General features: G+C 54.3%; 16 protein-coding genes and 2 pseudogenes. 12 read left to right on the forward strand and 6 right to left on the reverse strand.

Features of this window, described 5'->3' with window-relative positions:
• The 5 genes and pseudogenes from ACQ4WR_RS26955 to ACQ4WR_RS26975 form a co-directional block, all read left to right on the forward strand.
• Positions 1 to 742, forward strand: a pseudogene (locus tag ACQ4WR_RS26955) (hypothetical protein); the annotation flags it as partial.
• A complete protein-coding gene (locus ACQ4WR_RS26960) occupies positions 739 to 1140 on the forward strand; it encodes a hypothetical protein (protein ID WP_436491081.1) in 402 nt (133 codons plus the stop codon). The pseudogene ACQ4WR_RS26955 and the gene ACQ4WR_RS26960, both read left to right, overlap by 4 nt.
• Before the next feature lie 329 nt (positions 1141 to 1469).
• Complete coding sequence (locus ACQ4WR_RS26965) at positions 1470 to 2249, forward strand: hypothetical protein (protein WP_436491083.1); 780 nt, start codon at positions 1470 to 1472, stop codon at positions 2247 to 2249.
• Positions 2250 to 2335: 86 nt separating this feature from the next.
• Entirely contained in the window at positions 2336 to 3367 is a 1032-nt protein-coding gene (locus ACQ4WR_RS26970) for a DUF4365 domain-containing protein (RefSeq protein ID WP_436491085.1), read from the forward strand.
• Positions 3368 to 3435: 68 nt separating this feature from the next.
• On the forward strand, positions 3436 to 3615 hold the full coding sequence (locus tag ACQ4WR_RS26975; protein ID WP_436491086.1) for a hypothetical protein: 180 nt from the start codon (positions 3436 to 3438) through the stop codon (positions 3613 to 3615).
• Here the strand turns inward: ACQ4WR_RS26975 and ACQ4WR_RS26980 are convergent, their stop codons facing one another.
• The 4 genes from ACQ4WR_RS26980 to ACQ4WR_RS26995 form a co-directional block, all read right to left on the reverse strand.
• Positions 3616 to 4338, reverse strand: coding sequence for a hypothetical protein (locus ACQ4WR_RS26980; RefSeq protein ID WP_436491088.1), 723 nt, complete (start codon positions 4336 to 4338; stop codon positions 3616 to 3618).
• Between the two features lies 1 nt (position 4339).
• Complete coding sequence (locus tag ACQ4WR_RS26985; protein WP_436491089.1) at positions 4340 to 5455, reverse strand: hypothetical protein; 1116 nt, start codon at positions 5453 to 5455, stop codon at positions 4340 to 4342.
• Positions 5442 to 7823 (reverse strand): sensor histidine kinase, encoded by a 2382-nt coding sequence (locus ACQ4WR_RS26990; protein ID WP_436491091.1) that lies wholly within the window; start codon positions 7821 to 7823, stop codon positions 5442 to 5444. Before ACQ4WR_RS26990 ends, ACQ4WR_RS26985 begins: the two co-directional genes overlap by 14 nt.
• A gap of 132 nt (positions 7824 to 7955) precedes the next feature.
• Positions 7956 to 9641, reverse strand: a complete 1686-nt coding sequence (locus ACQ4WR_RS26995) for an HsdM family class I SAM-dependent methyltransferase (RefSeq protein WP_436491092.1) — start codon at positions 9639 to 9641, stop codon at positions 7956 to 7958.
• 610 nt (positions 9642 to 10251) lie between these two features.
• Between ACQ4WR_RS26995 and ACQ4WR_RS27000 the strand changes: the two are divergent.
• Positions 10252 to 11895, forward strand: a pseudogene (locus ACQ4WR_RS27000) (DNA internalization-related competence protein ComEC/Rec2); the annotation flags it as partial.
• Between the two features lie 330 nt (positions 11896 to 12225).
• The gene (locus tag ACQ4WR_RS27005) at positions 12226 to 12654 is read left to right on the forward strand and encodes a hypothetical protein (RefSeq protein WP_436491094.1); all 429 of its coding nucleotides are present in this window, start codon (positions 12226 to 12228) and stop codon (positions 12652 to 12654) included.
• Positions 12655 to 12699: 45 nt separating this feature from the next.
• Here ACQ4WR_RS27005 and ACQ4WR_RS27010 read toward each other — a convergent pair whose 3' ends face one another.
• Entirely contained in the window at positions 12700 to 13638 is a 939-nt protein-coding gene (locus tag ACQ4WR_RS27010; protein ID WP_436491096.1) for a LysR family transcriptional regulator, read from the reverse strand.
• A 150-nt stretch (positions 13639 to 13788) separates the two neighbouring features.
• Between ACQ4WR_RS27010 and ACQ4WR_RS27015 the strand changes: the two genes are divergently transcribed.
• The 4 genes from ACQ4WR_RS27015 to dcd all read left to right on the forward strand — a co-directional run bounded on the left by ACQ4WR_RS27015 (position 13789) and on the right by dcd (position 16830).
• Positions 13789 to 14550, forward strand: coding sequence for a sulfite exporter TauE/SafE family protein (locus ACQ4WR_RS27015; RefSeq protein ID WP_102299253.1), 762 nt, complete (start codon positions 13789 to 13791; stop codon positions 14548 to 14550).
• Between the two features lie 22 nt (positions 14551 to 14572).
• Positions 14573 to 15268 (forward strand): HAD family hydrolase, encoded by a 696-nt coding sequence (locus ACQ4WR_RS27020; RefSeq protein WP_436491098.1) that lies wholly within the window; start codon positions 14573 to 14575, stop codon positions 15266 to 15268.
• Positions 15269 to 15326: 58 nt separating this feature from the next.
• The gene (locus ACQ4WR_RS27025; protein WP_436491099.1) at positions 15327 to 16127 is read left to right on the forward strand and encodes an alpha/beta fold hydrolase; all 801 of its coding nucleotides are present in this window, start codon (positions 15327 to 15329) and stop codon (positions 16125 to 16127) included.
• Positions 16128 to 16260: 133 nt separating this feature from the next.
• Complete coding sequence (gene dcd, locus ACQ4WR_RS27030; RefSeq protein WP_034755486.1) at positions 16261 to 16830, forward strand: dCTP deaminase; 570 nt, start codon at positions 16261 to 16263, stop codon at positions 16828 to 16830.
• 57 nt (positions 16831 to 16887) lie between these two features.
• On the opposite strand, the gene ACQ4WR_RS27035 is transcribed toward dcd, so the two are convergent.
• The gene (locus ACQ4WR_RS27035; RefSeq protein WP_436491100.1) at positions 16888 to 18129 is read right to left on the reverse strand and encodes a PrpF domain-containing protein; all 1242 of its coding nucleotides are present in this window, start codon (positions 18127 to 18129) and stop codon (positions 16888 to 16890) included.
• Between the two features lie 204 nt (positions 18130 to 18333).
• On the opposite strand from ACQ4WR_RS27035, the gene ACQ4WR_RS27040 reads away from it, so the two are divergent.
• Positions 18334 to 18648: a FlxA-like family protein gene (locus tag ACQ4WR_RS27040; RefSeq protein ID WP_436491102.1), complete on the forward strand. Its 315-nt coding sequence runs from the start codon at positions 18334 to 18336 to the stop codon at positions 18646 to 18648.
• Positions 18649 to 18678: the final 30 nt, after the last annotated feature.

An 18678-nucleotide genomic window follows, 5' to 3' on the forward strand; every position in this document is an offset into this window, starting at 1 on the left:
ATGCTGCCTGCTGCTTGAACTCAGGGGAAAATGTACGTCTTTGCTTGCTCATCAAACACCTCTCCATGGCGAGCATTCTCGCCTAAATTGGTGTCCGGGTACATTAAACCACTACAATGCTCAGCGCTCCGGCCTTGTTTCGCTACCCTCGCTGAAACGGCAGCTGCAACATATAACTTTGCACATGTCGCAGTATTACGCCAAGGGCTCCGGCTTCGCGACCAACTTTATTGGCATAGGTCATGGCCACGGCGAGAGGCATTTCGGCGAGGAGTGGCAAGAGGCCCAACCAGTTAGCCAGTTCCTTGCTTATGCGTCAAATGTCTTGCTAGAGGATCCAGGGAATCTTTATGGTGGGCATACACACTGGCTTAGGATGCGGCTTAGAAGCAGGGATGGTCTGATGCTGGAGGATCGTGCTACAACACTTCGCCGCTTTCAAAAGGGTGAGTTGGCGTATAAGGTCACGCCTGTGGGGGGCTGCGCGAATCCCGGGCCGTGCGACAAGAATCCGATCGACGTGCTTCACGTCGGGTGCGTTTCCGAAAACTGCAAACACTTGGCCGGCAATCTAAAGAAGACAGAGCGCGTGGTAGCCGTCAAATCGCGCGAGCTGGAAATTCTCAGGTCAACGAATATAGGCTTGCCCGAGTTGATTCACGAGGAGACTGAATTCAAAAGACTAGTTGCCGGCTACAGCCTGGCTAGATCAGTGCAGACGCCGTCGAAAGGCAATCAATGATTAATGAACCTATGGCTCCATATTTTGAGGCGTTGGATCGGCTGAAGGCCGGCAAGCCACAAAATGTTGCAAAAGGCACCAAGATCTCCAACGATGCGGTTTCGTTGGAAGCGGGGCGAAAAAAGGGCAGTATCAAAAAATCGAGGTTGGGCTTTACTAGACTTATCGCGGATATCGATATTGCTGCTGCCGCTGCAGGATCGCCTCTGAAAACCCAAACGCAGATTGCTGACAAAGCCAGGAGGAAAATTCGCGATTTGCAGGTGGAACTCGATGCAGCACTTGGACGAGAACAGTCACTACTCATGGAGCTTTTTGAGGTCCGAACAAAGCTCAACAAGTTGACCGGTGAAAGAATTCTTCCGCTAAGGAGAAAATCTGCTGCCGTGCTGAAGTAACTTAGGGCATCAATCGTTGTGATCCCCCGGTCTGCTCGTCTTTTCGATGACTTTCCATGAAAGGCGTAGATTGGGGTGTCGAGACACGGGCGCTTCCAGCACCGCTGCCTCTCGCCTGAAATCGGTGCCAAAAAATTAAGGCCGTGGGATGTGCAGATCGCTGCGCCTCGGTGCATTTCGCTATTTTGGCTGAAACGATATGGACCTCACAGCTGATAGGTGCCACTGAGGAATCAATCTGCCACTTGAGAGAGAAATTTCCGCGCTCTTGTTTCGGTGTGTTAAGGTCGACTATCTCTATTTTAGAACAATGGAAACTGGACATATCTATGACCTCCTTACTTCAAGCGTGGCCAGCAATCCGCGCTAGCCTTCAGACCGCGAGCTTTTCTGAAATCAAAGAAATCACAGGCCTTGCGGGCCTCGATATCACCCAACTTGCCCATCTTGACCAGAAGCCTGAAAAAGGCGCAACTAAGGGGCAACTGACCACTGCTATTGATGGAATATTTGGACGGATGTCCTTGGTTGACCAGTCACGGTTTTTATCGATTGTCGCTGAAGAAATCCTCCGCCGCAATCCAGCCACAAAGGAAACCCTGGTCGAAAATCTTTCTAGACTGGGCTGGGTGTTTATAGACAAAGCGCTGATACCGATTCGCGTATTCGACCCATCAGATCTAGTGGAATTGCCCAACGCAACTCGACAAGACCTGGTCAAGGCCGCGCAACGGTTCCGCGACGGCGATCTGAGCGGCGCAATCTCCGCAGCTTGTGGCGCCGTCGATGCGGCTACTTCATTTGTATATCAAACTGCGCAACTTGGCGACCCGGCCGGAGCTTCCTTTCAAGAACGTTGCAAGCGTGCATTATCAGCCAGAGGTGTAGTACCCGCGTTGGCCGAACAACTAGGGGCGCTTGGGTGGTCGGAGGCGGAAACATTACCATTCAAGAAAAATTTTGAGGGTTCACTCATCCAGGGGGCCTATGTACTACAAAGTCTCCGCTCAAGAATGGGCGATGTTCACGGGACTAAACCAATCCTTAAACCATTGGTCTTCGATAGCCTAAAATGGGCCGAGCTCTTAGTTCGGTCGCTCTCGGAATGAACAATTTCGGTCCCGTACCTGCATGCAAATATCAAATTTGGAAATTTTGATATCTAACTTTCTGAAAACTTACAGAAAATAGAATCTTGAAAAGACTACGTCGAAATCGAATTATGGAAAGGGCAGGGGTGAACGCTGCCAGGGCTTTTTTCGAGGAAAATGGATGTACTTTCGTAGAGGTAGATTTAGCGAGCGATTATGGGAAAGATGCATATGTCGATCTAGGAGACGGGAAAAATGTAAGCCCGATCTGCTCAGCCCTTCAAATTAAATCTGGCCTTTCGTACAAGGTCGGAAACAACTACGTTATCCCTGGTAACGAAGAAGATATGTCGATGTGGAAGGATTCCACTATACCAATCATCGGGCTTGTTTTTGATCCCGGCGACAAACAGATTCGTTGGGTGAATATAAGCGAATATTTATGCGCTCATGAAGGGAAAATAACATCAATTCCGATTGCGGCTTCAGCCATATTGCAGAGTAGTAGATTGGTGGAATTTGCCAACTCAGTACGTCGTTCCGCTAAATTAAACAAAGAGAACCCGCTTTTGCAACTAAGCGATGACAATGAGGACAGGCAACGGCGAGCCATCGTTGACTGCTTCTTATTTGCGCGCACAGATTATCGATATTTCATTGGAATCAGAAATATGCTCCACTCGTTTCCACGAGAAACACGACGACTTGCTCTTCACGCACTCGGGCACTTGACATCACATCCTGATATATTCTGGACGGACAACAACTGGATACCTTCATTCATAAAGACGAGGGTACAGCCTTTTCTCCGATGGTCTTCGTATGAAGTCATTTCGATACTCCAAGTTGTAGAGCTGGAGGAGTATTCTCGTGGCTCACTTGGACTTACCGCTTTCATGTTGCTAACCGCGGATCCAAGTATTGAGAAGACTTTGGATGAGGTAATAAGCATGCTCAAATCAAGCTGCGATGATACATTCCACGCCGCAGTAATGCTGCGGCTATATCTCGCAGAAGAGGGGGCAGAAAGCGTCTTTTTACGCCTTGTCCGTGAAAGTCCTTGGCTTATGGATGAACCACTCATGCAAGAGGTTAAAGGAATCCTTGACGATCATGGATCGATTACCATTTTTTGAGGAGGCCTATCTCTCTTGCTGCTACCACGAAACTTCTGCTGTGTTTACTATAATTAGAAGGACTTGCTATGAATGACAATCTTTCCGTTGATGAAATTGCAATCTTACTCACCTCGCTTGAGTATTCAAGACAAAGAATCCGGGATGCGGATGGGACTCCTTTAAAGATTCGCAATGACGAGTTGACTGCACTGGAAAAAATCGCTGAAAAACTTCGCATCAACAAGAAAAGATTGTCCGATCCTTAACTACGCAAGGTGAGGCCAAAGCCTTGAAATCGAGTCTTTCGACTCCTTTCCTCCGACCCACCAACCGGCGAGCCGTTCGACATATGGTTTCCAAAGCCGAATTTGAGCTTCTTGCAAAAGCCGCAAATACGTAGCGTCGGTGCGTAGTGCTTTCCATTCGCCACCTGCAAAATTCGATAGCAAGAAGTCAATGCACAATACTGCTTCCATAGGCGGTGAAGCCATCCTGGGTGCTGGCAACAAAAGAACTTTGCCAAGTGAATCTGCAAGCTCATTCATCTCATGTCCGCCATGTTGAAAATGGAAGAGGGGATGAGCATCTCCTGATTCGTCACCTTCATCGAAAATATGTCGATCGAAATGCCAAGAACACATATTTCTACCATCCTCGGTTTCAATCCGGACCTTAAGTATAAGTTTTTCAAAAAAGTTTTCCGCTTCCTCATCGTAGGTGCCACAGAGGTCTAGATCAATCGTTAAATTCAACTTCTTTCCCAGATCCTTTGGGAGCGCTTTTTGAGGGGCATCGACATTTAGCATCAGGCCTGCAATTTGATACTCCCAGTAGCCGCCACGATCCTGTAAGCATTGATTGGCTGCGGACTTCAGCACATCTGCATTTAGGACGACAGTTGAGGAATTGCGTCCCAAAACTTGGGACAAACTTAGTAGATCATTTGACAATCTACGCCGAATCTCAGCCGGCTTTATTCGCTTAGCCATCTTAGTTCTTCTTCAAACGGTCAAATCTGTCGCGATCAACGGTACTAATTCTCCATCTATTCTTTTCAATACGATTTAGCGCTGCAAAAGCAGAAACATACCCCGTATCCTGCCACGCCCTTACGTTCATCTCGGCAACGCGGAAACCGTCCGCTGGATCTAGTGCTTTACCTGTTGCGACACAGACGCAGAAGAACTTATCACTGTATTTTTCTTCAATTGGCGCGGCTGCCTTTAGGTTGAGCTTAAATTTTCCGTTCAGAAGTTTCACTCGTTCGGTAGCTCCAATTCTACGGAGGTTGGGTTGTTTGGCCGCTAGACCAGACCACCAGACCTCAACGTTGAACCACCACCATCGCTGCCAACCCGCGTGAAATGGACCAGAATATTTAGAGGTCACCATTTTATTAAGAAGTTGTGTCCAGCTTTCGCCGGATTGATCGATATCGATACCAAGTCGTGCGGCGAGAAGTTTCTCATCAATAAGTAAGCCACTGGGAAGAATTAAATTATTAATTAGATATGTCGCAATCTCATGAACAGCTTTGCTCTCAACAAAATATCTAAATTCTTCAATAAAGGACTCGTGCAAACCAACATCATCGTCCTGCTTGAAGCCAAGCATCGTGCCGATTAGTTTTCCTTTTTTCGAATTTGCAATTTGCCTATACCCATCTACGAGCGAAATCATCTGCGCAGCAACTAGTCCAGGTTTGTCAATGATCTGGTCATCCTTCCCAAATACAGCGTCAAACAAATCCTGCGAAGTCTCATCAAACGATTTAACGAACTTCTCGGTAATCGACCAAAGTACTATCGGAAAAGGGGAGATTTTCTTTTCCGCCATCCGAGTACGCAGTTCTTGGGCCAACGTTGGTCCTCGGTAAGGAACCCTCGGGTGATCTTCGGTTGCCTCTTGATCTAAGCGCAGGTCCAACAAGAGCCCAAAATTATCTGCCTTGCTCGCGGCAGATATTTTTTTAATCTGCACCGCTAGATCTACTGGCGTATTCCTCACCACGATTAAGGATGGATTGCTGCGACTTAGAAGAGATAAAAGGTCGTCTATGGTTTTGTCTTGTTGGTCGTCAATGCATAGAAAGTTAGTATTTGGCATCGCCGATTTCCTCTTCTTTGGCTTTTGGAATTTCTATTCTGATACAGGTCGTATAACCAATGGGCGGCTCGATAACTTCAATTTCACCATTCGCCCCCTCTAAAATGTCGCGAACAATTTTCATACCAAGCCCAGTGCCAACCAATTTCTCGGAATCGCTAGATAAGACATTTGCTGGCGTACTAGTAGTGAAAAAAGCGTCAAATATTTTCTCACGATTTTCGATAGGTATGCCATCTCCAGTGTCGGAAAATTCGAGAAACAATCGCTCGTCAGCTGTTCCAGCCGAAATCAAAATCTTACCCTTGCCCCCTGCACGATGAATTGCCTTCATTGAATTCGTGAACAAGTTCAAAAAGATCGATGCCCACTCGGATTTATGCATTGGTCGAGTGAAAAGATCATAACCGTCAAAGTGCGTTTCGATATCAATTTTCTGTCGACCTAAGGTGGGTTTGACGACCGACGAGAATTCATTCACAAGATCTCGTAGTTCATGCACACCAAGTTCTCTGTGTGAATTATGAATCACTGCGTTATCAAAATATCGCACGTAACTACGCAGGAGCTCAATATTCCCTTTCATTGACTCACTTGATTGATGCAGAGAGGAGCCAGGAGGGACCTCGCTTTCAATAAGTGTCGCAGTAGCGCTCAAAGCAGCAATCGAATGTCTCACCTCATGGGTGAACTCTCCGATTGTAAGTCCTAGGCTAGCTAAGACTCTCAACATTCCGTTCTCTTCCAGAAAATCCTGTGATTCTTGTCCGAGCCTCTCCACGTCATCAGCCAATTTTTTAAATGTTTCTGAAAATGATTCTCCCGCCCCGGTTTGACCTGGAGGATCGTTTTCTTGATCCGGGTCAGGTTCTTGCTTAGGTTCCTTACTCGGGTCGGCATTTGGACTTTGGGGGGCAGCCGAAGCGGCGTTGGCCGCCGCCCTAATAGTTTCCGCAAGTTCAGCAGCTTTAGACATGGGTGATTTTTTTTCTGTAGATGTGTTTTCCCTGCCTTCCCCGGCAAAAATCTTCTTTTTCCGCGCGCGACCTAGTTCTATTACAGCCATCATGAGGGCGCGATATACGAAGTCTTGAAGTTGAAGAAAGGCATCATTTTCGATTAAGCCTTCTCGACTTGCAGTTTCCTCAAACCTGTCTCCACCGACGTCAATGATCTCGACGAATCCCAAGAAGTTTGTATTATGATGAGGTGGAAGTAGTTGGCGCAATGCACTCGATCGCTGAAGTCCCAGCCAATCATCAAATTGTTCGCCATACGGCAAGACTCTGAATCCATTGCGATATACTCGTATGCCGCCTTGCCTATTTAATACGTCTCGCGCCAGACTTCGGGTCCCCGGAGGCAACTCGTCTGTAATAAAATAGTGAGCATTGAATCGAATTCCTGCGATGAGTGGATATTTATCTATCGCAAGACCCGTTTTGGACCTGACTCTCGGATCAAAAACGATTTTTCTGTCGCGAATATCAATTTTATATTTTTCTGAAAGTAAATTGAGGACAGGCATTCCAGCGGCATCGACTTCAACCGATATCATGGCCAACGCGTGAGCAAAGATGCTTTGCTCTGCACTGGCAACGACTTGCACTTGCTGACCTTGGCGTCTGGAGAATTCGACCAGAAACCCTGGGTCAACGTTGGCCGCGCCATCACCTTTTTCGCTTAAAGGAAACGGCTGCAACAACTCCGAAACAAAACGAAATGTGCGCTGAATTTGCGCTTCGCTCCAGGCATCTCGGAGGTTAATTATGCGTAAAATTGTGCCTTTTTGAGGCTGCTTTGCACGTCGGTTAATTTGGTTGGAGATTAAATTTAGGTCTTTCCCACCCTCAAAGGTGTTCCAATCAATCTCTACCTCTAATGAGAAATCCTCTGCCTCTTGCTGTGTTGTGATGAGTAGCTTTGTTCCAAGTCGCTGCGCGGCAAAGCGTCCAATTCCTTTACGGCCGGCTCGTTGGCGCTTAAATACTGTGGAAACAGGTGAATCAACTTTCTCTTGTGTAGAAATGCGCATGAAACCGTTTATCAATTTCTCGCGGGACATTCCCTCCCCCTTATCCACTACTATTAACTCGCCTCCCTTCGATAGCGAATTGCTAAACGTAAGGTTTACTTCGGTCGCGTCGGCATCGAATGCGTTCTTAATTAACTCGGCTACCGCTGTCTCTTGCTTGGAAACAAGTTCTATGCCCAGACGATATACGTGACTAGCATCGACGGAAAATCGTACATTTTCTTCATCAAGTTTTGCTATATCAGCTGCAAGCGAAAGGATTTTTCCATAATTGACCTGGTTTCCTTTAAGCTCCTGTGTAAGTGAATCCTTTAAGACCTGAAGTGTCGTCATATCTTCTACCTAGTTAGGTTTTTCTTAGCATTTCGTAGCTGTTCAGGTCACTCCACCCGTCAGCCTTTCTATATCACTCGAAAATTAAATTGCGATTCGCGCTTCTTTGTAAATACTATAAACCGAAAAGGATTAACGAATTCGTCTTTGTCTAACCGTGGAAAGGCCTGCCCTAAGGCTTGGTAGTGTATTGGCCAAGTCCGTATCTGAGAAAAGAAAGTCATCTGCTATAACGCGAGCACCTTCTAGATCAGATTCACGTAATCTTGAGTCTAGTTGTTGAAATGCCACATCGATTTCATCCACAGAGCGGTCAGTTGGTAGATAAAGTACTAGCTTGAGTGCACTGGAAGGTTCTAATTTCAGCGCACCCGATCCACGTGGATGCCCAACTATCTCGGCCCCTAGTTGGGTAAAACTGGTGTACATTGAAACCGCTACCAATTTCATTTGGGAAACTGAGGTACCTTCATTGAAGAATACGCGATAAACAGAATTTGTTGCATATGCTCCAACGTGGTTAAGAACAATGCGCGGGCCGTAATCAGTCATAAACACGAAAAATGCATCCGGTACAGGATACTCATCTGCGAATTGATGCCATATCTGTCGTTTTGCAAATGTGGCATTGTCTTTTCGTTTTTCCTTAGGATAGCCGTTGAGGTATTCAACTAAATTCTCGGCCCGCGGAACTGCAGGAGTGGAAAGTGCTAAACATGCCACATGGTCGCTAATGTGTTGCTTTTTGTCAAGATGGTTAATCACCAGACCTTGAACAAAAACACTTTTCGGAAAAATATATTCCAAATGTTGGGCGTCAATATTGTGCTTTTTCCATTCCCGCTTAGACTTAATGAAGTAAGGAGTGTCACCCGTCACTAAACCGATACGCATAGTCGCAATCGAACCTAGAGTTCGCATCTCTGCTTTTGAGGATAGCGTCAAGTGTAGATTACCCACTTCGATTGGCACCATACCGTGTCCGTCGTAGGGTTGGTTATGAAGAGATGCGTGTAGGTCTGGGTTCGCAATCAATTTGGACAAATCATCGACACTATCGGCGCAAGTCACACGGAAGCTTCCGTTCTGGGGTTTTATGTCATAGCCGTCAGCCAAGAGAATAACAGTAGTTTCCTCTGTTCCCTCGCTGACAAACAGCCGTTCCGCTAACGTTATAGCAGTCACGGTTTTGAAGCAATTCAACAAGTATTTTCTGACTGTTGCGGAGTAATCGGCATACAGGAAGCTACCAGGGAGGACCAGGGCTACTCGGCCACCAGGCTTTAAAAAACGAAGAGCATGTAGGACGAAGTACGCCCATAGATTTGCACGCCTGTGGAGTTTGATCCCAAGGGCGTCAGTCCATGTATCTAATAAAGCACGTTGGTTGGACGAGAAATTGCTGTGTCGAATATACGGAGGATTGCCGATCACAAGGTCCACACCTCGATGCGGCAACTGATCTGGAAGGAACTTTATGAAATCTTGCTTGAAAAAATGCCCATCAACAGTCGCCCGCTCAACACGTTTAGCCAAATAGACAAATGCAAGTGGATCGATGTCGCACCCAAAAAGATTTTTTTCTGGAGTCTTACTTCCGAGAGCTGTAAGACGACTTACCGCTGCTTCGAGGAACGTGCAGCCGCCAAAACACGGCTCCAGGATCGTGTCCTTTGATGACCTTATGCCCCAGGACGAGAGGACGGTAGATACAGTCAGCGGCGTGTAGAACGCCCCAATTTTTTTACGGTGTGAAATATCGTGAGCCTGCACGTCAGATTCACGATCACGGCGGTTGTGGTCCAATAATGCAGCCATCAAGACTTGCTTTCCGTCTGACTTTTTTTGGACGACACATCCTTACACTTCCGCAGTACGATTTCCGAACTGTCCACAAGCAGCACTACCTCAACACTATCGCCCTCAGAAAGGCCCAACGTACGTAACAGATTTGCGTCCAATGTGACCCGGCGAAGACGCTGAATCGTAACTTCACCGAAGGAAACCTCGGAAAGGGCTAATTTAGTCACAGTTTTGTATCCAATCATACTTTTTTCGTTGCTATCCATTCTATCCTGAAACGGACCGTTTTACTACGCCGCCAGGTCCGTCCCCGCAGTAGAGCGTGCTGTCACTTGAAACGGAGGTATAACCTGTGCTGAAGCGCCTGTCCAGAAACAGACATAAATCGCGCTCCGTTTAGCCAGGATCAACTAGATCGTTCCGACCAAAAAGCGACCAACTACCGAGGCGAAAGCATTTTGGTTGTTGTGACACGACAGCGAACTAATATGAGTGGCCTGATAAATGGACAAGACTTTTCGTAGCGTGTCCATTTTTTGTATGGACAGATGGACGTAGACTGATTTGGCGCGATGCACATTCTCGCTGTGTGCGGCGGATGTCCATTTCTTGCAAACTTTTACGTGCCGCACTGCACATCACCATGATCGCGGGCCTGTTCGCGCTGGCTGCGGGCGCGCTGTGGCGGCGCTCGTTCTTTACCGGCTGGCAATTGCCCCTGTGGCTGCCGGCGCAAAAGGTGGCGGCGCTGGCCGGTGCGATGGCGGCCTTTTTATATGTGCTGCTGGCCGGCTTCGGCATCCCGGCGCAGCGCACCCTGTACATGCTGCTGGTGGTGGCGCTGGCCTTGTGGCTGGGGCGCATCACCAGCATCGTGCATATCCTGTGCCTGGCGCTGGGCGTGGTGCTGCTGCTCGACCCGTGGGCCGTGTTGTGGCCGGGCTTCTGGCTGTCGTTCGGCGCCGTCGCCACCATCCTGTATGCGACGGCGGGACGCACGTTGGCGCCCCTGCCGCCGCAGGCCAGCCGCTGGCGCCGGTTGTGCGCGGCCGTGGCGCTGGGCGCGCACACGCAATACGTGGTAACGGTAGGACTGGTGCCGTTGACGATGCTGCTGTTTTCACAGGTTTCGCTGGTGTCGCCCGTCGCCAATGCGCTGGCCATTCCCGTCATCAGCCTGATCGTCACGCCCTTGTCGCTGGCGGGCAGCCTGCTGCCCGGGCCGTTCTCCGACTGGCTGTTGCTGCTGGCGCACGCCATCGTGCAGATGCTGGCGCAGGTGCTGGAATGGCTGGGCGCGCGCCGCTTTGCCGTGTGGACGGCGCCCGCGCCGCCAATGTGGAGTTTTTGCTGGGCATTGTTCGGCACGGCCTGGCTGCTGGCGCCGCGTGGCTGGCCGCACCGCTGGGCCGGCATGCTGGGCTGGTTGCCGCTGCTGACGGCGTTGCCGTCCAGCCCGCCACCTGGCCGCATGTGGATCACGGCCTTTGATGTGGGGCAGGGCATGGCCTTGCTGGTGGAAACGCATGGCCACCGCTTGCTGTACGACACGGGACCCGCCTATAGCGCCGATTCGGACGGCGCCAGCCGCGTCATCGTGCCATATCTGCGCGCGCGCGGCATCGCCAAGCTCGACGGTGTGATCATCTCGCATAGCGATCTCGACCACGCGGGCGGCGCCATGTCCCTGCTGGAAAACGTGCAAGTGGGCTGGCTGGCCTCGTCCCTGTTCGGCGGCCACCCGGCCGTCGAGTTCCGGCGGGACGCGCACCGACCTTATCTGCACTGCGTGGCGGGCCAGAGCTGGACCTGGGACGGCGTGCATTTCGCCATGCTGCATCCCTTGCCCGCCAGCCACACGGACATTGCCTTGAAACCGAATGCCCGCAGCTGCACCGTGAAAATCACGGCAGGCAAGCATGCCATCTTGCTGGCAGGCGACATCGAGGCGGCGCAGGAAGCGCAATTGCTGGCGCGTTCGGCGCAAGGCGAGCTGGCGGCCGACGTGCTGTTGGCGCCGCATCACGGCAGCGGCACGTCTTCCACGCAGGCATTTCTTAACGCCGTGCATCCCGGGCTGGCGATCTTCCAGGTGGGGCACCGCAACCGCTACAGGCATCCGAAGGCGCAGGTGTATGCGCGCTATGGCGACATGGGCATCGTGCGGCTGCGTACGGATGTGGAGGGCGCGGTGGTGCTGGCGTTTGGCGAGGATATCGACGTGAGCTTGTATCGGGCCAGCCGGCCGAGGTATTGGCATGGGCGGTAGGCATGCAGTGCATGCCGCCGGCCGGTACTTCGCGTCGCGCATGAAGCGTTGCGCCAGCGCCGGCCTGCTCGACGGTGGCAGAGGTTTTTTTAAAGCCGTGGGTGACATTGTGTGATATTTCCTTTGGTTAATTTATTTATACTTCGTGCTGCTGAGTGCAAAGCTTTGGTGCGCGCGGCTATTTAGCGACATATTGCCGCCAAGCGCGCGGTCTATGACGATGCACTCGGGAAAACGCAGGTGGATGGTATCTGGGGAAGTAGGATTAACTGAAGGGTTTGTATGTTGTTTGCGTTTGGCTTCCTGGTGGTGGTTGGCGGATTTTGTCTCATGTCCAAGCCTTTCCGGCTCCTGTTCCTCACGGTTTTCTGCCTGAGCCTAGTGTATGGCTATAGCGTGTCCTACCATGTCAATGGCAGCGGGCCAGAGGTCGATGAAGTCAAGATGTTACTCAATTTATATAGCCTTAATATCGGCCTGTTTTTGCTTGCCTGCTACCTTGGCTATCAACTCAATGCCAGCCATTCTGCTGAAATGTATCAGCGTCGTCGCCTGGCCACGTTTAAGTTTCTTGTTAAATGGGGAGTGATTTACGCCATTTACAGTTTCGTCGTGCAAAAAATAATAAATAAGTTCATGGATGACGGTGATATCGGCTTCTTTGTCATGAAGGCTTTTGGCCTGTATTTCTTCGCCTTCTTCCTCTTTCTTGTTTTCGCCGTTCCCTGGCTGTTCCGCAGGCTGTCGGCACGAAGTTAAACTGGCATCCGGCTGCGGCAGGCGGCGCCGCGATGCCTATGTGTTTTACCCGCCGCGCGGCGCATCTGCCCGCTCATCCGGTATCTCCAGCCCCCGTTGCTTCACATATTCGAGAAACAGCCGCGCCCCCTTGGCCATGCGCGAGGTGCCATATACGGCATGGATGCTGGGGTCCAGTTCCTTCGATGAAGTCAGCCGATACGCCGTGCAGACGCGGCGCAGGGTGCCGTTGGCCACGGCGGGCTCGGCCAGCCAGCTGGCCAGGCGCACGATGCCGGCGCCCTCCAGGGCCGCCTGAAAAGTGGCGATGCCGGAAGTGAAGCGGAAACGCGGCTGCACCTGGTAGCGCACGTTGCGCTCGGTGGAAACGAAATGCCAGTCGCGCAGGATGCGCGGGGCCGAGTGCATGATGATGTCGTGGCCGGCCAGCTCTTCCGGCTCCCCGGGCGCGCCCATGCGGGCTATATAGGCGGGCGACGCGTACATGTAGCGGCGGTAATTCCACAGGGGGTAGCCGATCAGTTCGCTGGACTGGGGAAAGGCGCCGCGGATGGCGAAGTCCAGCTTTTCCTGGATGGGGTCGATCGACTTGTCCGAGAAGTGGATGTCCACCGAGACGTTCGGATAGTCGCGCGAGAATTGCGCCACCACTTTCGGCAAAAAGCCCAGCGAGAGAATTTCCGGTGCCGAAATGCGCACCCAGCCTTGCGGCGAGTTGCTCAACTCCGCCAGCTGATCTTCCGCCTCGGCCTGGGTTTCCAGCAGGTGCCGCGCCGAGGCGTAATAGGTTTCGCCTGCCGTCGTCAGGGTGAACTGCTTTTGCGTGCGCAGGATCAGCTCGGCGCCGATGGCTTCTTCCAGGAACTGGATGGCGCGCGTGACGGCCGAGGGCGACCTGCCCAGCATGCGCGCGGCGTGGATGAAGCTGCGCTTTTCCACCACCGTGCAGAAGGCGCGGATTTCCCACATCAGTTTCATCGACATCGCGCAGCTCCCGGCAAAAGAAGCCAGTAGACCGTACGCACCGCATTCCGTCAAGCGCCACGCCAGATTGCGCTTTCCGCAATATGAAGTTGCATCCGGAAAAATCCACGGCGCCTATACTGCCCCTGTTCCCATTCCTTGCTGCCTATCATGCTGACCATCTCGCTGCTGTGTTTATTTGCCTTCTTTGCCGGCCTCATCGATGCAGCCGTGGGCGGGGGCGGGCTGATCCAGCTGCCGGCGCTGTTTAACCTGATGCCGAACATGGCGTCGACTTCCTTGCTGGGAACGAACAAGTTCGCCTCGGCCTGCGGCACCATGTTTGCCGCCCGCTCCTACATCGGCAAGGTGACGATACCGTGGACGGTGGTGCTGCCGGCTGTCGTCAGCGCCTTTGTCATGTCCTTCCTTGGCGCGGCTGCCGTGTCCTATGTGCCGCAGCAGGTGGTGCGCCCGATGGTGCTGGTGCTGATCATCGTCATGGCCATCTACACCTTCATCAAGAAGGATTTCGGCAGCATGCATGCAGGACGCGCCATCGGCCGGCGCGAACGCATCCTGGCCGTCGTCATCGGCGGCGCCATCGGTTTTTATGACGGCCTGTTCGGACCGGGTACGGGCAGCTTCCTGATTTTCCTGTTCATCCGCGTGTTCGGCTTCGATTTCATCCTTGCCTCGGCCTGTTCGAAGCTGGTGAATATCGCCACCAACATTGCCGCGCTGGCCTTCTTCATTCCCGTTGGCCACGTCCTGTACGCGGTGGCGATCCCCATGGCCATCTGCAATATCCTGGGCGCCTTGACGGGCACCTGGATCGCCGTGCGCCGTGGCGCCGCCTTCGTGCGCATCCTGTTCCTGGTGCTGCTGGTGCTGCTGATCGTGAAATTGTCCTACGACATCTTCTTCAAGTAAGCAGCCGGAACCGAAGCGAGCCATGAAAACCATCCAGGGTGTGCTGTGGGACAACGATGGCGTGCTGGTCAACACCGAGCAGCTGTTTTACGAAAGCAACCGCGACTTGCTCTTGCCGTATGGCATAGAGCTGACGCCCAAGCAATTTTTTGACTGGTTCCTGGACAATAACTATGGCGCCTGGCACTTGCTGCTGGGGCAGGGCCACGATATCGCCGTGGTCAACCGCCTGCGCGTCGAACGCAGCCGTCTGTTCGCGCAACGTTTGCGCCAGGCGCGCCAGCTGGCCATGCCCGGCATCCACGGCGTGCTGCAAGCGTTGCGACCGCATGTGCGCATGGGCGTCGTCACCAGTGCCTACGAGCAGCATTTTCAGCTCAGCCATGCGACCAGCGGCATGGCCGCGTGCTTTGATTTCGTGCTGACGCGCGAAAGGTATGGGGAAAGCAAGCCGGCGCCCGATGGTTATCTGCTGGGCTTGCAGCGCCTGGGCCTGGACGCGGCCCACTGCGTGGCCGTGGAAGACTCGCCGCGCGGCTTGCGCGCCGCCAATGCGGCCGGGCTCGAGTGCATCATCCTGCGCAATGCCATGAACCGCGATTACGCGTTTGACGAGGCGTTTTGCGTGGTGGAATCGATGGCGGAACTGGGTGCCGTGCTGGCATCCTTCGTGCCAGGCCTGGCTGTGGCGCGGCAGCAATTAGAGTCCTCCCTCTGATACGTCTTGCCGGCATGCCATTACAATTGCCTATCGCATTTACCGGCACAGCCCCACGATGACACTCCCGCAGCTGCACTTTGCCCACGCCAATAGTTATCCTGCCGGTACCTACCGCAAGCTGTTCGGCTTGCTGGGCCAGTACTTCGAGGTGCAGGCGCTCGACATGCATGCGCACGATCCCGCCTATCCCGTCAGCACGGGCTGGCCCGAGCTGGTGCGCGAGTATATCGATGACCTGGAGCGCCGCTACAGCGGGCCCGTGATCCTCGTCGGCCATTCGCTCGGTGGCATGCTCAGCGTCATGGTGGCCAAGCAGCGGCCCGACCTGGTGCGCGGCGTGGTCTTGCTCGATTCGCCCGTGGTGGCGGGCTGGCGCGCCTTGCTGGTGCGCCTGGCGCGCAACACGGCGCTGGGCGAGCGCTTCTCGCCGGCGCGCTTTTCCGCCAGGCGGCGCAAGCTGTGGCCCGATGCCCAGGCCGCCTATGAACACTTTGCCGCCAAGGACATGTTTGCCATCTGGGCGCCGCAAGTGTTGCGCGACTACATCGACAGCGGCCTGGTGCCCCATGCGCAAGGGGTGCAGCTGCGCTTTACGCGCGAAGTGGAAACGGATGTATATCGCAGCCTGCCGCACCATATCGGCGGCCTCGTCAAGGATGGCTTTCCCGTGCCCATCGGTTTTATCGGCGGCACGGAATCGGTGGAATGCCGCCAGGCGGGCCTGAAAGCCACGCGCAAGCTGGTCGGTCCCTTTTTCCGCCAAGTCCCCGGTGGTCATCTTTTTCCGATGGAAAACCCAGAGCTGACGGCGCAAGTGGTGCGCGAGATGATCACGGCACTGCTGGCGAAGCGATAATCCGTCGGCAAGGATTTTCAGGGCGCGGGGGCCAACAACGGCGGATTTTCGCGTAAAATCCTGCCATCCGGGCCGCGCCTGCTTGAGGCGCGCCGCCCCAGCCATTCCGATATTCTAGAAAGATGCCCCAGCGATGACGATTAAAAGCGATAAATGGATACGCCGCATGGCGGAAACAACGGGCATGATCGAGCCGTTCGAACCGGGCCAGGTCAAGGAACGCGACGGCAACCGCATCGTATCCTACGGCACTTCCAGCTATGGGTATGACATCCGTTGCGCCGACGAGTTCAAACTGTTCACCAACATCAATACCACCATCGTCGACCCGAAGGATTTTGACGCCAACAACTTCGTTGACGTGTCCGGCAAGGGCTATTGCATCATCCCGCCGAATTCGTTCGCGCTGGCCCGCACGGTCGAGTATTTCCGCATTCCCCGCAACGTGCTGACGATTTGCCTGGGCAAGAGCACCTATGCGCGCTGCGGCATCATCGTCAACGTCACGCCGTTCGAACCGGAATGGGAAGGCTATGTGACCCTGGAGTTTTCCAACACGACACCGTTGCCGGCGAAAATCTACGCCAACGAAGGCGTGGCGCAAGTGCTGTTCTTCGAGTCCGATGAAGTGTGCGAGACCTCGTACAAGGACCGTGGCGGCAAATACCAGGGCCAGGTCGGCGTGACCCTGCCGAAGACCTGATCGCTTGGTCGCGGGCAGGGCGCGAGCCTTGCCCGCATTGGCTCTGCTTGCCTCGCCTCAAAGCCGGGCTGACAGCTGTTTTTGCAGCCAGGCTGTGAGTGCCGGCGACGCCTGGTACAGCGGCACGTGGCCGCGCAGCAGGATTTGCGCGCTGCGCCGGTAGGCCGCGCTGCCGATGACGATACTGCCCGTCGCCGCTTCCCGATGCGCGACGATGCTGGTGCCGAGGATGCCGGCCGGATTCTCGATGCCGATCCCGATTTCCGTCTTGTTCAATGCCACGGGCGGCACGCCACGCGCCAGCGCGTGCGCCACCGTGCCCGGGATCAGGCACGCGGCCGCCAGGCAGCAGCCGCCCGAGACAGCCAGCGAGGCATGGCCCGCTTGCGGCGTAAAGTAGCGCACCGCGATATTTCCCTCTGCCGCCGCCGGCCCCACGATGCAGAACTTGGGGATGGTTTCGCTGCGCGCCAGTGCTTCGCGCGTCATCAATGCGCCGTCGCGATGGCGCAAGCCCATCAGCAGGCCTGCCGCGCTCCACAATTGCCGGATCGCTTCCATGAAGGCGTGATCCGCTTCCAGCTCCGCCATGGATTCCTGCGCCGTCTTGCCGAATTGCCGCGCGCAGGCGATGACCATGGGCACGGCCACGTCCACGCAGGAAACGTCGTAGCCCAGCACCGTGTCCTGCGCCTTGCCCGTTGGCAGCAGCTGTCCCGTCTTGGCGCCCACCGGGTCGTGCAGGAACAGGTCGACGCGGGGAAAGCTGCCAGGCACGCCGGGGATGCCGGCCGCCGCAAAGCTGCCGTCCAGTTCGCGCGCCATGCGCGAGGTGGTGAGCACGCCCGTATTCGTGTTGCGGATATCGATGGCGTGCATGCCGATGGCCAGCGCCTCGATGACGCCGCTGTCCAGCCCCCACAGTTGCAGGGCGGACGACATATTGCCGCAATTGACGCTCCAGTCGATATCGGCATGCCCGCCTGCAAGCTGCGCCAGGGTGCTGACCAGGCGCGGCTGTCCCTCATGCCGCTCCACGTCCACGAGAAACACCTTGTTGCTGGTGGGCGCGCCGCGTCCCAGGCCCGTGAGCTGCCGGTTGCCAGGCAACTGGCCGGACTGGGGCGTGCCCATCAGGTGGCGCAGCAATTCCTCGCGCAGCGCCAGGTCGGCCGGCACGGATGCCGCATGCAAGACCAGCCCCGTCGATGTGCCGCCGCGCATGTGGTGGACGGGAAACTCGATCACGCCGCAGCGTTGGCGGGGGACGAGGTCGGGCAGGGCGGGCAGCAGGGGCATGGTCATTGCTCATCGGCATCAGGTGGGGCGTCCAGTGTGCCAGCTTTTCAGGCAACGGGGCAAGTGTGCGCGTGCCGCGTCTTTACGCGCCTTTACGTGGCTTTACACTCGCCACCCTCTGCCTGCCGCGCGTGCCTGCCGTTAACTGGAGTATTGAAACAGACGGGAGGCACTATGGTAGCGGCAATCGGATCAGGCGGGGCGGTGAGCGCGGCAGGCGGCAGTTCGGGCAGCGGTTCCGGCAGCAGCGCGCAGATCGCGGCGCTGCAAAAGCAGATCACGGCGGCGCAGAAACAATTGACGGAGTCGCAGAAGGGCGAGCAGACGGAGGCGTCGCAAAAGCTGCAGCAGCAGCTGGCGCAGCAAATCCAGGCCCTGCAGGCGCAAATTGCCCAGCTACAAGCTGCGGCAGCGCAGGCGCAGCAAACGACGCAGGCAGCCGGTGCCGCCGATACGGCGGCGAGTCAGGCAAAATCGACTTCGTCGACCCTGGGCAGCATCATCGATACGCAGGCGTAACGGCGCATCGGCTGTCAACAACGCCAGGCG

This window comes from Janthinobacterium amylolyticum (assembly GCF_051380655.1).
In the GTDB taxonomy this organism is placed as follows: Bacteria; Pseudomonadota; Gammaproteobacteria; order Burkholderiales; family Burkholderiaceae_D; genus Janthinobacterium.